Raw genomic sequence first — 13,997 nt, 5'->3', positions numbered from 1 at the left:
CGCGAAGGCTGTTACCTGCGTCCACTGAGACGCTGGTCGTCGCTGCCCCGCGGTGGCGGCATCGTCGGGTCGAGGAACAGGTCCCACAGTGCCCACACGGCGCTATCGAGCAGGTCCGGGGAGTCCTCCGTCTCGCCCTGCCCGACGAACGTCGTCATCTGCTCCTCCAGCTCCGCGAAGACCCGAGCCGAACCGACGTGATGTACCCGCGCCTGCTCGTACAGCTGCGCCGCCGGAGCAGCACGCGCCCGCTTCCCCCGTGTCGCATGAACGATTCGCCAGTTCACCGTCGGGTCGACTTGCTCCAGCAACGCAGGCAGGTAGTCGCCACCGTTGTTCGCCTCGATCACCACGCAGTCGGCCCGATGCTCGTGGTACAGCTTCGCCGCCCGCTTCATGGCCTGCGTCGGCGTGTGCCGGTCCTGCTCCGCGTGCAGCAGATACCCGCGAGGCCGGTCGTCCCCGAACATCGACTCAATCGGATACCCGCGCCCCGCCACGGTGAAGGCCGTCATGTCCGCGTTCTCGTGGCTCTTGGTCGCCGGGTCCACCGCCACCACCAGGCGCTGCATGTCCGGCAGGTGCTCCGGCCGGGGGCGGAAGCCTTCGACCTCCAGCATCCAGCCCTTCCACAGCGCGCCCTCCACGTCCTCGAGTAGCTCGCCCGACAGCTCCTGGCGCCCCAGCCTGGTGCCGGCGTACTCCTCCTCCAGTTCCGCGCGGGCCGCCTGCGACAGGTTCGCGTCGTTCTCCCGCATGTGCCCGCGCGTCAGCACCACCCGCGGCGGCTCCCCGCCCGTGCGCGCCTTCTTCTCCTGCGCCCGGCCGCGCTCGACCAGCCGCTTCACATGTGGCAGCGGCTTCGGCGTCGTGGAGATGACCACCTGCGGGGTATCCGCCTCACGCAGGCAGAACCACAGCATGTCGTAGACCTCTTGCGCGGTGTGCCGCGACCAGGCCGCGTACTCGTCGCACCACGCCTTGTCGAAAGCCCAGCCACGCAGGTTGTCCGGCGTCTCCGCGCCGAAGCCGCGTATCAGCGTGCCGTTCTTCAACCTGAGCGTCGTCTCGCCCAGCGACGAGTTGTACTTCGCCACCTCGTCGGGCGGGAACACCGACAGCAGACCGGACTTCGGGGAGTCGAAGCAGATGTCGCGCACCAGTGTGGCGTTCTTCGCTACCACCGCGATCTGCAATCCCGGCGTCTGCGCCCACGCCCGTACCGCCTCCGCCGCCGTCCGACTCTTGCCCCAGCCACGGCCGGTGAGCAGCATCCACACCGTCCACAACCAGGACGGCTGGCGCTGCGCCGCGCGGGCGTGATGGTGCCGCCATCCCTCGTGCGGGAGTCCGTCGCAGTCCGGTACCTCGCATGCCCACCTGCGCGCCGACAGCTCGTCGGCGCGGAGCAGCGCGGTGACCTCGGACTTGAGTTGGTCCAGGCTCATGACGCCCGGATCAGACAGACCTTCGATCGCACGCCGCTTCGCCCACCCGCGGCTCATCGACAGTCCTCCGCCAGGCGCCGCTCCAGCTCACGGCGCAGCAGATCCATGCGACTCCTGCGGTCCTCATCGCTCAGCGACCCAAGGTCAGGTCCATCGGCGCTGTCCTGCGCCACCGCGCCCGCCGGTTCCTCGCCAGCCGCCCGACGTTCGATCTCGGCGGCGACCTGGAAGTACCGCAGCAGCTCGCCCGGCGACAGCTCGCGCGGGTCCAGACCCTGAAGCCGGGCGACCGCCTTACCCAGAAACGCCTGCGCCAACTTGGCGTGCCGACGGGCGATATCACGACGCGCCTGCTGCTGTTCCGCCAGGAACACTCGGTCCTGCTCGCGGTCGTACGCACTCGCCCGCATCACCCACGCGTACTGCCGCGACCAGCGGCCCAGCAGGGTCCGGGACTTATCCAACTCGCGTGCCGCTTTCGTCAGACTCCGTACGGGGCCGAGATCGCGGTATGCGGCGAACGCCTCGAACGCCTGGGGGGACTCACCGCTCTGCCGCTCCCAGGGCTCAACGGGGCCCTCAGCCACCGCTCACCTCCTGGCCAACGGCCCTACTAGCACCCCTGGCCAGCAAGGTTTTCCAGGGCACGCCACGGCTCGGACGCCGGCACGCTGCCGTCCTTCACCAACCGGTCGATCGCGGCCCGCACGATGGCCGCGGTCTCCACGGGGATCTCCCGCACGCCGAACACCGTCTCCAGCGGCGCGGTTCCTTTCCGGTTCGGCTCACCGGAGGCGGCGTGGAACCAGCCCTCGGCCAGTTCGCCAAGGTGCCGCTCGAACACGGCGAGGATCACGCCGAGGGCGGTGGCCGAGTTGCCGATCTTGTACGCGGCCCGTGACGTCTCCAGCGCATCGAGGACCGGTTCGTACTGCTCCAGAGCCGCCACCCACCGCTGATCCGCCGAGCCCGTGGCCCGTGCGGCATCGAAGGCTGCCTCAGCGCGCTCCAGCTCATCGGGCAGGAACATGAACTGCACGGACGCGAAGTCGAGGTTCGCTTCACCAAGGCTGGAGACGTCCACCTTCTCCAGCAGGTCCAGTGTCTTGTCGTCCAGGCCCGTGTACTGCCGCCACTCCACGTTCTCCAGCTCGTCGTACAGCTCCTTGAGGATCGCCGGATCGTCCTGGCCCGCAATCGCGTTGTGGGAGAGCTGGAGTGCGATCTGCCGCTGGCGGGGCAGGGGCTCGTCTATCTGCATCCACCAGATCGTGGACAGGCCGGCCTCGATCGCCGCAAGCGTCCGGTGATTCCCGGACAGCACGATCAGCCGCCCGCTCTCGGTGTCGTTCCACACCAGCGGCGTCGAGGTCAGGTGGCCATCCCTCTTGACGTTCGCGACCAACTGCCGGAACTGCTCGTGCGGCAGAAACCGCGCGTTGATGTCCAGCAGCGTCAGCGCGCGCGGATCGCCCTCCACCATCTGCGGCGGGGCGAGCGGCGTGGACTGCTCCATGATCAGACTCCTGTCTGCGTCGTCGTGTCACGGGCGCCCCACCGCTTCGCCCACTGCTCCAGGGCCTCGGCGAGACTGTGTTCACCGATCGCGCCCCGGTACTGGAGTTGGTACTTCCAGCCCTCCTCGTTCGACGGGCCGCGCTTCGTCAGCCGCAGCAGCCCGCGGTACTTCATCGAGACCGGGTTGTTGCTGAACGCCGTCGTGGCCACCGTCCTGATCCGCCGGGAGAACGCCCGCTGGCACAGGCGCTGCGCCTCGCTACTGGTGGCGGCGAGGACGATGAGTTTCGACAGCCGGGCGTAGTCGGTCGGCGCGACAGCGAAGTCGGACAGCACATACGCCTCGTCGGGAACGAAGGTGCTCGGAGCCATCGCGAAAACGCCCAAGATCCGGCCGCCGCCGTCCTTCACCGCGACCGCGAGGTTCGCTGCACCGGGCGCGATGCGCGGGTTGAGGTACCGGGAGCGCAGCGCGTTGAACTGGCCCGGCTTGAGCAACGCCAGCGACAGCGGCCCGCCCAGTTCCTCACCACCCCGCAGCCGAGGAGCGGTGACCGGCTCGATCGGCTGTCGGGGCGAGACGACCCGCGTCGGGGCCTCGGAGGCGTAGACGTAGAAGGGAGCGGCACGCGGGGTGGCCTTGATGACCCCGCGCAAGAACGGTTGCAACTCCGGCACGTCGTGGTTCGAGGCGGTGAGCCAGTACGGCCGGTCGGTGATCACGCCGAGGACATCCACCACATCGGCATCCGACAGCGGCTCGTACTGAGGCGCATCCCAGGTGAAGTGCTCGTTCAGCGGCTCGTACAGCTTCTCGTACCCGCCACCGTAGAAGGGAGGGAAGGAGCACACCGGAGCGTCCGCCGGAACCTTCTTCAACCAGCTGCGCACGTCCTCCACCTCATAGGAGGCCAGAGCCACATCCGAGCCCGACAGCCGCTCGACAGTCTCGGCGTGCTTGGCCTTCCACTGGTCCCGGTAGGAGCGCACCACCCGCTGATGCCACAGCCCCTCGCGGCCGACGCTGGCGAGGAAGCGCGTGCCCAGCATCATCGCGGCCACCGTGCCCACGCCGTCGTCCAAGGAGTCTGCGAGCCAGCCGAGTTGATCCGTGCTCTCCTCGCGGAGCTGGATGCCGACCGGCTGTCCGGTGAGCCACCGGCCGATGGCGGTGGTGTAGATGGACACGTCCGAGGAGTGGAGCGCGAACCCCATGCCGGCCAGGGACCGTTCGATGGTGAAGTTCCCGCAGCACGGGACGTAGACCTCACCGCGCGGCCACCTGTCTGCGGTCTCGCGCACGATGGCGCGCATGGGGCCTGGGATGGTGCCCTGGAACATCTCTCGCCTCCTGGGCGGCTGGCACGAAACGGCAACGCCCGGCCTGGGGGGTGCCGGGCCGGGCGCTGTGCTGGAACCTAACACAAGGAGCACAGAGCCCCTTGAAATAATGTCATCTATCTAGCGAGTACGGTTCCACCGCTCACATCAAGGTGCCTTGGTCGACCATGGGGGACAGCTCCCGCACCTCGTCACCCGTGAGGTCTTTCCACCAGGAGGCGAAGGTTCGCCGGTGACACCACAGAGCCGGCTTGGACAGGTCTTCGAAGCAGAGCAGGACCAGCCTGTGATCACTCTCCGCTTCTGCGATCTCCTTCAGCCGCTCCGCGATCCGTGCGGGGCCGAGCCGGTCAAGGTCCGCTCGGTACGACTTGGTGAACTCCGGCTCGGGCAAGGAGAGGTAGTCCCTACGTGGCGCGAGCTCCCGCACCGCATGGGTGAGGGAGTAGGGGAGTTTGAAGCGGGGAGCGCCCAGCGTGATGCGCACCGGCACCCCCTGCGGGGGCTGGTACGCCTGATAGCGGTTGGTGAACAGGGTTAGCACGCAGCTGTTCCTTTCGTGCTGCTCAGCGACCGGGCGTGCGCGGCGGTGCCGGCGGGCCCGGATTCCTTCGGCGCCATCCGCTCGGACCCGAGCGGGCCCGAGCGGCACCGGGCCCGCAGGGAGGACTCCCCCTGCGGGCCCGGCTTGACCGACGACGCTGGCCGGTCTGGCTGGTACGCCAGACCGGCTACGCCACTTACCTGTAGGGGGACGTGAAGGAGGTGGGGGCCGCGAGCTGCATGACGACATCGAAGGCCACCGGTCCGCCCTCGCAGTCGGCCGTGACGCGGAGGACCCGGTTGGTCTCGTTGGAGTACTGCGATGCCGTGGTTTCCTCCACGTCCAGGACCAGTTCCGAGGCCGGGCCCGATACGAGTTCCCTCGACTCCGCCAGGAGGCGCGAGAGGTGGGCGGCGATCTGACGGATCCCGGGGTGGGCCGACTTTGATTTCCAGTCCACGTACTCCGGCCTGACCTGGTGAATTCCAACGGAGTCCAGTGTTGCCTTTTCCGTCATTTCTTACCCCTAACCTGTGAGGGAATTTCCCTTTCCTTGCTTATATCTTATTGGAATTCAGCAACCTGGTACATATTCCACCGGAATTGATTTCATCGAATTCCGGTGGCGGGAATTAGGTGCCTTGAATGCTTGCTCCGGAGGAGCGGCAGGCGGAGGGCGCGGCCGGGTGTCCCCCAGGCCGCGCCCTCCGCTGTGGAGAGAAGAAGGGAGGGGGCCCGTGCCGGGCCCCCTCCGTCTCACTTCGCCGTCGCGGGCTCCGCCTTCTTGGCCACCTCGGCGGTGGGCTCCACCTTCTTCTGAGCGGGGACCTTGCGCGCCGGGGTGGTCTTGCTTGCCGTCCCGGCCGCCGGGCGGTTCTGTGTGCGCGCAGCCCCTGAAGGCTTGGCCGCGGGCTTGGCCGCCGCCTTCTTCGCGACCGGCTTCGGCTGGGCCTCCGGCTTCGGGTCGCTCTTGGCCTCCCGCTTCTCCTTGGCCGCTTCCTGCTGGACCTCCAGCGCCTTCTTGTTGAACTCCTCAGCCATGGCCCGCTGGATGCCCTGAGCCTTGCTGAGGAGGTTCCGGACCAGCTGGACCTGGCTGTAGAGCTTGCCGACCACCTTGATGTGGCGGGACAGGTCGTCGCCGAGGATGACGGCCAGGTCCTCCGGCTTCTTCTCCGCCAGCTCCTCCAGCAGGGGGAGCAGGACCTCTTCTGCCTTGCCCAGCCCGTCCTTGGCCTTGGCCTTCTGCTTCTTGCGCTTCTCCGTCTCCTCGGCGCTCGGAGCCTTCTCGTTGGTCAAGGAGGTCTGCTGCTCCATCATCTTGAGCGCGTTGGCGAAGTGCTGGGCCTCGGCCTCGGAGTCGAAGTCGCCGCGCACGTAGCGGCTGGCGGCGACCATCTGATTGCCGGGGTTGAGCTGGGCGATGTGCCAGGCAAGGTTGTTCTTGATCTCGCCCCGGTCGACCATCTCGGCGACCTCCTTGCGCAGGGTGAGCAGGCCCAGCCGCCACTTGATGGCCGTCTCGGTCTTGCCGAACTGCTTGGCGATCTTCAGGGGCTCCCAGCCTGCGGCCTTGAGGTCGGCGTACGCTCCGGCCTCTTCCATGATCGTCATGTCGGCGCGGCCGACGTTCTCGGCGATGCCGAGGACGTACGCCTTCTCGTCGTCGGTGTCTTCAAGGACGTTCGCCGGGATGACGGTCAGGCCGGCGGCCTTGCAGGCCCGCCACCGGCGCTCGCCCGCGATCAGCATGTAGGGGGTGTCGCCGTCCTCGACGGGCCGGACGACGACCGGCTGAAGGAGGCCGTTCTCCTCGATGCTGCCCTTCAGCTCCTTGTGCTTGTCCTCGTCGAAGAACTTGCGGGGCTGCCCGGGGTTGGCGGCGATCTGGTCAATCTGGAGGTCTGCGAACATTATTCCCGCGCCTTTCTCATTCCGGAAAACCATTCCTTTGGGGTTTTCCCTTTGTTCTTACACTTATATCTTAATCCCAATTACCGCCAATTCAAGAGGGAATTCCTTTTAATTTCAGGAATTCAATTCCTTGAATTGCGGGCCGCGCGCCGGCGGATGCCGCGCGCACCTCGGGCGGGGGGGGTGCGAAGAGGGCTGAGCCCGGACATGAAGCGAGCCCGCCATGGCCTCACGACCACGACGGGCTCCACTCCCATCACGCACCCCAACGACCGCACCGATACGGCCAGCTCCTCGCGGGCGGGGCGCGGGGGGTCGGCCACCCGCGAGGAGCAGGGAAGGACGTCGCTCATCACGACGCTGCCAGATGCGGGGTCCTGCGGCTGCTGTGCCCGCACCGGCACGTCAGAACTTACAACACGACCTAGAGAATGTCATCTATCTCGATGGAGACGGGCGCGGCGTCGCCCGACAGCTCATCAGCCGTCATCCTCCTGCGCGCTCGGGCCCTGTTTCCGTCGATGCATCAGGGCCTGCCACTCCAGCACCTTGCGCGCTTCGTTGAGCGCCCCCGGACCTGCTCCACCCCGGAGCATCTGCGAGGGTTTCTTCGCCAACTCGGCGATCCACTGCTCATCAAGCTCGGACATGCGATTCCTCCCGTGAACGGCGTGCGCGCCGCCTTCGCCCGCCCAGATACGACTCCCTCGGCGCGCCCGCCCAAGTCAGGCGCGGGAGCGCGCCGGTGCCCGCCACACAACAGCCGGCCGCTCCCCGAGAAACTGTCCGATGAACCCTATAACCCCTCCGACCAGGGGGTACTGTAGAGCCAAGGACGATTGTTACCGGCCAGTCACCTGCGGCGAGCATACGACACGGCCAGAGAAGACGGATATGGCAGACACCCCTGACCGGCCCCAACCGCTGAGCCTGAGCGCGAAGTTGCTCGCCCTGCTGCGCCTGCGCCGCGACCCCGACGGGTTCACCCCCAGCGCCCGCGACGTTGCAGATGCGAGCGCACAGGCAGGCCAGCGCAAACCTCGTCTCTCACACGGTCAGGTCAACAGCCTGCTGAACGGCACCAGTAGCAACCCCACGTCGTCTACGGTCGCCGCTCTCGCCCAGGCACTCGACGCCCCGGCCGCCTTCCTGCTGCCCGGACGGGAGTGGGACGACCTCGCGGCGCTCACCGTGTTCGTGGAGCGGCCCGAAGCCCGCGAAGTCATACGTTTAATGCAGGGCCTTGAGGTGCAGGACATTCTAGAAATCATGACGATGCTCCGGGAGAGTCGTCGTCGCGCGGGACTGTCTGAAGATGTCCCCGCGATCCCCCCACCTCCCCCCGGCGTCGACCAGCCCCGCGAGGGGCGACCGCGTCGCCGACTGAGCCTGGAAGAAGCCGCTGAGCGGGCAGCGGACTACTTGGAAGGACGCTGAACCTCTTGGAAGGCCCGATCTTCGGCCTCTGCGTGGTGCTCACATCGCTCAGTACCGCCATATCCCTGCGCTGCGCATACGAACGCCGCCACAAGTCCACCTACCGCATAGCCCGCCGGGCCCACCTGGCTGCCCTGACGGCCTGCTTCCTCGGCTCGCTACTGGCGATCCCCACAATCGCCGACGCAGTTGACCGCATCGCCGCCTCCAACGAGGTGTCCTCCCTCGTGTCAGACGTGGCGGCGGTCATCTTCTGCGCGAGCCTCCAAATCATGATCATCGACTGGGAGTACTCCACGGCACACCACGCCGGCATCGCCCTGCGCCTCGGGTTCGCGTGCGCGGTCGTCGGGCTCATGATCTGGCAGTTCCACCGCGCCGACACCGTGCACCAGGACCTGTCCACCGCGTACGCGGAAAGCAGCGATGTGCGGCTCTATCTCCTGACATACCTCGGGGCCTCAGCCGCCGCAGGCGCGGAGGTCACCTTCCGCTCCAGCAAGCTCGCCCGCGAAATCCGGCGCCAGGGACGCCCCGCTGCTAACGGACTCGCCATCGCGTCGGCAGGGGCCGCATTCGGCGTCGCCTACACCATCAGCCGGGGCAGTTACCTGCTCGCGTACGAAAACGGCCACGCCTGGCCCCTCAGTTGGGAAAACGCCATCAGCCCCGCCTTGGCGGGGCTATGCATCGGGTGCGTGGCCATCGGCCTCACCATGGCCACGGTCAGCGTCAAGCTCAGCCAACGGAACGCGGGCAGCAAGGTCTAAGCAGACTCCTTGCTCTCTTCTGCAACCCCCCACTGACGCCACCGCAGTGCCACCCGGTCAGCGTCCACGGTGCGCGAGCCCCTGGACGCGGCCGGGTACACCGCCACCTGCTCCAGCATGAGGACCAGGACACCCGTCTTCGCGTTCATCGGCGCGTGCTTCCACCACCGCACGAGGTTCGGGACATCACCCACAGGCACGTGCTTGACCTGCTCCAGGAAACGCGCCTGCGCTTCGCTCTCGCGGACCATCTGCTTGAGTTCCTGGTCAGCCGACCGGAACGTCTTGAGCGTGATGTCCGGCGACCTCGCGTAGTCCTCTCCCAGCTTGTTCTGCCGACTGCGCGCGGCGGCTGCTTCCTTGCGCAGGGCAGCTGCCTGGGCCAGCACTTCGTCTCGCGCCTGGCTGATCAGCGCGCTGACCTCCGGCTTGGCCAACTCCGCCAGCACGTGCTCCGCCAGGTACGTCTCCAGCAGGTCGGCCATGATGCGCACCCTGCCGCACCCTCCTGGGTGCTGTGCCGTACTGGGTGAGCACCGGTAGCCGCGAGTGCCTGCGGCCGTGGGCGAGGCCCCCAGCGCGCAGGCGCACAGGCCGCAGACGCCGAGCGCACCAGGGACCAGGTACTCACGCTGCTCGGCCCGCCCTGTGCGGCGCATGGCGCGGATGGCCTTGAAGTCCGCCAAAGGGATGATCGCGGGGCCGCCCGTCTCGATGAGGTTGCCGTTCTCGTCCTCCTCGCAACCGGCGATGGCCGGGTGATCGAGGACGGATGCGAGCACCGCCGGCCTCCACAGACCGCCGCGCGTGGTGCGATGCCCCTCGGCGTTCATCCACTCCACGATGGCGTCGTAACTCTGCTGGAGCAGACGCCGGGAGGCGGCGGCCCGCAGGACCTCCGCCTCACTCTCGCGCACCCGTCGGTACGCCATGTCCTCAAAGCCGTACAGCCTTGCCATCTCTCGCCCCTCTGCCGACCCCCTGGCTCGTACTAATTTACCCGAGATAGGTCACACGGTTGTAGAAACAAACGAACACCTCAACATCGCACATGCCGATCACGCACTCACCCCGGTACCCCGCCGCCGCTGCTCCACGCCGAGGACCTTCCACAGCTCCGCCGTCGGCACCCGGACCGTGCCGCCCAGCGCGAGCGTCCGGACAGGGAAGCCCTCTGTGCGGATCAACTCGTACGCCTTGTCGCGGCCGATTCCCAGAGCACGCGCGGCAGTTGTCACGTTGACCGTGGCCGGGAGAGCCAACAGCTCCTCCAGACCCATCGCTCCGGCCGAAGCCTGCCCGCCCGCTTCCTGAGCAGTCATTTCGTTGGTCGCAATCTCCCCCGCGCCAACTTGAAGCTGACTTTACAACAGTGTCCGACAGCCCCAGCAAGATGGAGAACGATCTTGCACGCCGAGATCCACACCATCCGCACGATCGCTGGCAGCCAGCCAGCCGCCCAGGGGAGACCCGTGTTCAAGGACAAGACCTACCAGCGGTGCGCTTGCAAGGGCCCACTCATCGACAAGGCAGGCAAACCGATCCTCAACGAGGATGGCTCCCCCAAGATCGGTTACCTGGAGAAGCGGTGCCCCAAGCTCAAGCGGCGTGACCACGGTTCCTGGTACTACTCCATCGAGATTCCCGCGGGCCCCGGCGGCAAGCGTCGCCGAGCCAAGAAGGGCGGGTTCAAGACCCAGGAGAAGGCAGCCGCCGAAGCAGCCAAGGTCTACCGGGACGCACAGGCGGGAGTCGACGTCCTGTCCGACGAGACCGTCAGTGAGTATCTGCGCCGCTGGCTCGACAACCAGCACGACCTCAAGGCCACCACCAGGAACGGCTACGAGGACTACCTGCGCCTGTACTTCACGCCGCACCTCGGGCACATCAAGCTCCGCGAGCTGCGCCCCCGCCACATAGAAGAGATGTTCGCCGCCATCCAGGCCGAGAACAAGGTGAAGGAGAAGAACCAGGAGGCGGCCCAACTGGGCCGCGAGGCCGAGCAGAAGGCGCACGCAGCCTGGCGCGACGCCATCGCCCCTCGCGACCCGCAGCTCAGGAAAACCTGGATCGAAGCCAAGGCAGCGTTGAAGGCCGCCCTCGCGCTCCCGCGCCGCGAAACCGGTCCCGCGACACAGCACCGCATCAAGATGGCGCTCAGCTCAGCCCTCGAAGACGCCCGCAAGCGCCGGATGATCACCGACAACTGGGCAGCCCTGGTCCAGACGCCTCGCATACGCAAGGCCAAGGCCCTGGAGTGGACCCCCGCCCGCGTCGAAGCGTGGCGCAAGACAGGCAAGAAGCCCTCCCCCGTCATGGTTTGGACGCCAGAGCAGACCGGCACGTTCCTCGACTCCGTGGTCTACGACCGGCTCTACCCGCTGTGGGTCGTCATCGCCTTCCTCGGCCTGCGCCGCGGTGAAGCCTGCGCCCTGTCCTGGGCGGAAGTGGACCTCGACGCCGGCGTGATCCACATCACGGAGGAGATCGTCACTGTCGCGTACGAGCCGCACGAGGACACCCCCAAGTCCGACAACATCCGCGACATCGCTCTGGACGAGGACACGATCGCCCTTCTGCGCTGGTGGCGCGCCCGCCAGGAAGCCGAGAAGAACGAGTGGCTCGAAACCACGGGCGAATGGACCGACAGCGGCCGGGTTTTCACTCTTGAGGACGGTACGGAGTACCACCCGCAGTACTTCTCCGACCGCTTCGAACGCCTCTACAAGAAGACCGATCTTCCGCCGATCCGGCTGCATGACCTCCGGCACGGCTCAGCAACGCTCGCCCTGCGCGCTGGTGTTGCCATGGTCGCCGTGCAGCGCAGGCTCGGGCACTCCTCGATCCGCGTCACCTCGGACATCTACACCACCGTCCTGGCAGAGGTCGAGCGCGAGGCCGCCGAAGCGACCGTCTCCGTTGTGCCTCGCGCACGCAAGCGCGTGATCCCGCAGCCCGAGGCGGAGAACGAGCCCGCGGCAGCGGAAGCGGAGAACGAGGAGGAGCAGGACGGAGGGGACGCCGGTGAACACCGGGATGTTCCCGACCAGGACGCCGCCTGACGGCATGTTCCCAGGGCGTTCCCATCGCTCACGCAGACCATGAGGAAGGCCCCTCCGAGATCAACTCGGAGGGGCCTTCCTCGGTCAAGGAAAAGCAAAAGCCCCAGGTCACGGCGAGTGAGTCCTGAGGCTTCTACAGAGCCGCCTTCGGGATTCGAACCCGAGACCTACGCATTACGAGTGCGTTGCTCTGGCCAACTGAGCTAAGGCGGCATGCCGTGCGTTCCCATGTTGGGCGCAGCGGCCTCGCCAAGTCTACACAGTTTCCAGGGGTGCTCCCGACCACCCTCCACGTGGTCCACGCCACCCCTCACGTGCAGCGCTTGCCGTCCTTCGGGGGTGTGCCGGCGAGGAGGTAGGTGTTGATCGCGGAGTCGATGCAGTCGCTGCCGCGGCCGTACGCCGTGTGGCCGTCGCCCTCGTACGTGAGGAGGGTGCCGGAGGAGAGCTGGTCCGCGAGGGAACGGGCCCACTTGTACGGGGTCGCCGGGTCGCGGGTGGTTCCGACGACGACGATCGGGGCCGCGCCCTCGGCGGTGATGCGGTGCGGGTTGCCGGTCGGCGGGACGGGCCAGTAGGCGCAGTTCAGGGCCGCCCAGGCGAGGCCCTCGCCGAAGACCGGGGACGCCTTCTCGAAGGACGGGACCGCCTTCTCGACGTCCGCCGGGCCGGTGAAGGCCGCCGGCAGGTCCAGGCAGTTCACGGCGGCGTTGGCGAACATCAGGTTCGCGTACGTGCCGTCCGCCTCGCGCTCGTAGTACGCGTCGGCCAGGGCCAGCAGACCCGAGCCCTCGCCGCCCATCGCCCGCGTCAGCGCCTCGCGCAGCTGCGGCCACGCGCCCTCGTCGTACATCGCCGCGATCACCCCGGTGGTGGCCAGGGACTCGCCGAGCTTCCGGCTCTCGTTGGTCGGCAGCGGTTCGGCGTCGACCGTACGGAAGAAGGCCTTCAGGTTGTCGGAGGCCGCGTCGACGGAGTCCGTGCCCAGCGGGCAGTCCGGCTTCTGGACGCAGTCGGCCGCGAAGGCGCGGAACGCGGTCTCGAAGCCGGCCGTCTGGTCGCGGTTGAGGTCGATCGCGGGCAGTGACGGGTCCATCGCCCCGTCCAGGACCAGCCGTCCGACGCGACCGGGGAAGAGTTCGGCGTACGTGGCGCCCAGGAAGGTGCCGTACGAGGCGCCGACGTAGTTCAGTTTCTGGTCGCCGAGCACGGCGCGCAGGATGTCCATGTCACGGGCCGTCTCGACCGTGGAGACATGCGGCAGGACCGCCCCCGAACGCTTCGCGCAGCCCGCCGCGAAACCCTTGAACGACGTCGTCAGGGTGGTGGTCTCGGTCGTGTCGTCGGGGGTCTGGTCGACCTGGGTGTACGTGTCCATCTGCGGGCCCGTCAGACACTCGACGGGTTCGCTGCGGGCCACCCCGCGCGGGTCGACGGCGACCATGTCGTACCGGGCGCGGACCGGGGCGGGGTAGCCGATGCCCGCGTACCCCTGGAGGTACCCGACCGCTGAGCCGCCGGGGCCGCCCGGGTTGGCCAGGAGCGAGCCGAGGCGCTTCCCGGGGCCGGTGGCCGCGATCCGGGAGACGGCGAGCTTGATCTCACCCGCCGCCGGCTTCGCGTAGTCGAGCGGGGCCCGGAGCGTCGCGCACTGGAAACTCGGCACACCGCAGTCGCGCCAGCTGAGCTTCTGCGCGTAGAAACTCCGCAGGGCCGGGTCCGGTGTGGCCGCCGACGTGGCCGACGACGGGCCCGCGGGTGCGGCGGCATCGCTTCCGCCGGTGCAACCCGAGAGGATCAGTCCGGCTGCCGCGAGGGCCGTGGCGGACATACGGAGCAAACGCCTGGAGTCCATTCCCGGAGCGTATCCGTACGAGTACGGACCGTGTCCAATCGCGCCCGGCCGCCGAGAGCTCGGTCGCGCAGCGCCGTCGTCGTCCCCCCTCGCTCGGTCGCGCAGCGC

At 67.8% G+C, this 13,997-nt stretch carries 14 protein-coding genes and 1 tRNA gene; 3 read left to right on the top strand and 12 right to left on the bottom strand.

The genetic code is table 11. The features are described 5' to 3' along the window. Nucleotides 1-11 precede the first annotated feature (11 nt). The 8 genes from Q5762_RS14160 to Q5762_RS14125 all read right to left on the bottom strand — a co-directional run bounded on the left by Q5762_RS14160 (nucleotide 12) and on the right by Q5762_RS14125 (nucleotide 7,415). Nucleotides 12-1,448, bottom strand: coding sequence for a terminase large subunit domain-containing protein (locus Q5762_RS14160; protein WP_315892417.1), 1,437 nt, complete (start codon nucleotides 1,446-1,448; stop codon nucleotides 12-14). A gap of 53 nt (nucleotides 1,449-1,501) precedes the next feature. Continuing rightward, a complete protein-coding gene (locus tag Q5762_RS14155; protein WP_315892416.1) occupies nucleotides 1,502-2,035 on the bottom strand; it encodes a hypothetical protein in 534 nt (177 codons plus the stop codon). A 26-nt stretch (nucleotides 2,036-2,061) separates the two neighbouring features. Further along, nucleotides 2,062-2,964 (bottom strand): ParB/Srx family N-terminal domain-containing protein, encoded by a 903-nt coding sequence (locus Q5762_RS14150; protein WP_315892415.1) that lies wholly within the window; start codon nucleotides 2,962-2,964, stop codon nucleotides 2,062-2,064. Between the two features lie 2 nt (nucleotides 2,965-2,966). Then, on the bottom strand, nucleotides 2,967-4,307 hold the full coding sequence (locus Q5762_RS14145) for a hypothetical protein (RefSeq protein WP_315892414.1): 1,341 nt from the start codon (nucleotides 4,305-4,307) through the stop codon (nucleotides 2,967-2,969). A gap of 142 nt (nucleotides 4,308-4,449) precedes the next feature. Continuing rightward, nucleotides 4,450-4,851 (bottom strand): hypothetical protein, encoded by a 402-nt coding sequence (locus Q5762_RS14140; protein ID WP_315892413.1) that lies wholly within the window; start codon nucleotides 4,849-4,851, stop codon nucleotides 4,450-4,452. Nucleotides 4,852-5,047: 196 nt separating this feature from the next. Next, nucleotides 5,048-5,311: a hypothetical protein gene (locus Q5762_RS14135; RefSeq protein ID WP_315892412.1), complete on the bottom strand. Its 264-nt coding sequence runs from the start codon at nucleotides 5,309-5,311 to the stop codon at nucleotides 5,048-5,050. Between the two features lie 296 nt (nucleotides 5,312-5,607). Continuing rightward, nucleotides 5,608-6,765 carry a ParB/RepB/Spo0J family partition protein gene (locus tag Q5762_RS14130; RefSeq protein ID WP_315892411.1) on the bottom strand — a complete coding sequence of 386 codons (1,158 nt, stop codon included), beginning with the start codon at nucleotides 6,763-6,765 and terminating at the stop codon, nucleotides 5,608-5,610. 479 nt (nucleotides 6,766-7,244) lie between these two features. Then, nucleotides 7,245-7,415: a hypothetical protein gene (locus tag Q5762_RS14125; protein ID WP_315892410.1), complete on the bottom strand. Its 171-nt coding sequence runs from the start codon at nucleotides 7,413-7,415 to the stop codon at nucleotides 7,245-7,247. 244 nt (nucleotides 7,416-7,659) lie between these two features. On the opposite strand from Q5762_RS14125, the gene Q5762_RS14120 reads away from it, so the two are divergent. After that, the gene (locus tag Q5762_RS14120; RefSeq protein WP_315892409.1) at nucleotides 7,660-8,202 is read left to right on the top strand and encodes a hypothetical protein; all 543 of its coding nucleotides are present in this window, start codon (nucleotides 7,660-7,662) and stop codon (nucleotides 8,200-8,202) included. A gap of 5 nt (nucleotides 8,203-8,207) precedes the next feature. After that, entirely contained in the window at nucleotides 8,208-8,972 is a 765-nt protein-coding gene (locus Q5762_RS14115) for a hypothetical protein (protein WP_315892408.1), read from the top strand. On the opposite strand, the gene Q5762_RS14110 is transcribed toward Q5762_RS14115, so the two are convergent. Then, on the bottom strand, nucleotides 8,969-9,931 hold the full coding sequence (locus tag Q5762_RS14110) for a recombinase family protein (RefSeq protein ID WP_315892407.1): 963 nt from the start codon (nucleotides 9,929-9,931) through the stop codon (nucleotides 8,969-8,971). The two genes, Q5762_RS14115 and Q5762_RS14110, sit on opposite strands and share 4 nt — an antisense overlap. A 99-nt stretch (nucleotides 9,932-10,030) precedes the next feature. Continuing rightward, nucleotides 10,031-10,294 (bottom strand): DNA-binding protein, encoded by a 264-nt coding sequence (locus tag Q5762_RS14105; protein ID WP_315892406.1) that lies wholly within the window; start codon nucleotides 10,292-10,294, stop codon nucleotides 10,031-10,033. Between the two features lie 84 nt (nucleotides 10,295-10,378). On the opposite strand from Q5762_RS14105, the gene xerC reads away from it, so the two are divergent. Continuing rightward, nucleotides 10,379-12,034: a site-specific integrase gene (gene xerC, locus Q5762_RS14100; RefSeq protein ID WP_315892405.1), complete on the top strand. Its 1,656-nt coding sequence runs from the start codon at nucleotides 10,379-10,381 to the stop codon at nucleotides 12,032-12,034. Between the two features lie 139 nt (nucleotides 12,035-12,173). On the opposite strand, the gene Q5762_RS14095 is transcribed toward xerC, so the two are convergent. Both Q5762_RS14095 and Q5762_RS14090 read right to left on the bottom strand, forming a co-directional pair. Continuing rightward, nucleotides 12,174-12,247: transfer RNA gene (locus Q5762_RS14095), tRNA-Thr, on the bottom strand. 97 nt (nucleotides 12,248-12,344) lie between these two features. Continuing rightward, nucleotides 12,345-13,889 (bottom strand): alpha/beta hydrolase, encoded by a 1,545-nt coding sequence (locus Q5762_RS14090; RefSeq protein WP_315892404.1) that lies wholly within the window; start codon nucleotides 13,887-13,889, stop codon nucleotides 12,345-12,347. Nucleotides 13,890-13,997: the final 108 nt, after the last annotated feature.

The sequence above is a fragment of the Streptomyces sp. P9(2023) genome (assembly GCF_032436795.1).
Taxonomy (GTDB): Bacteria; Actinomycetota; Actinomycetes; order Streptomycetales; family Streptomycetaceae; genus Streptomyces.
This window is presented reverse-complemented; position numbering and strand designations above follow the sequence as displayed.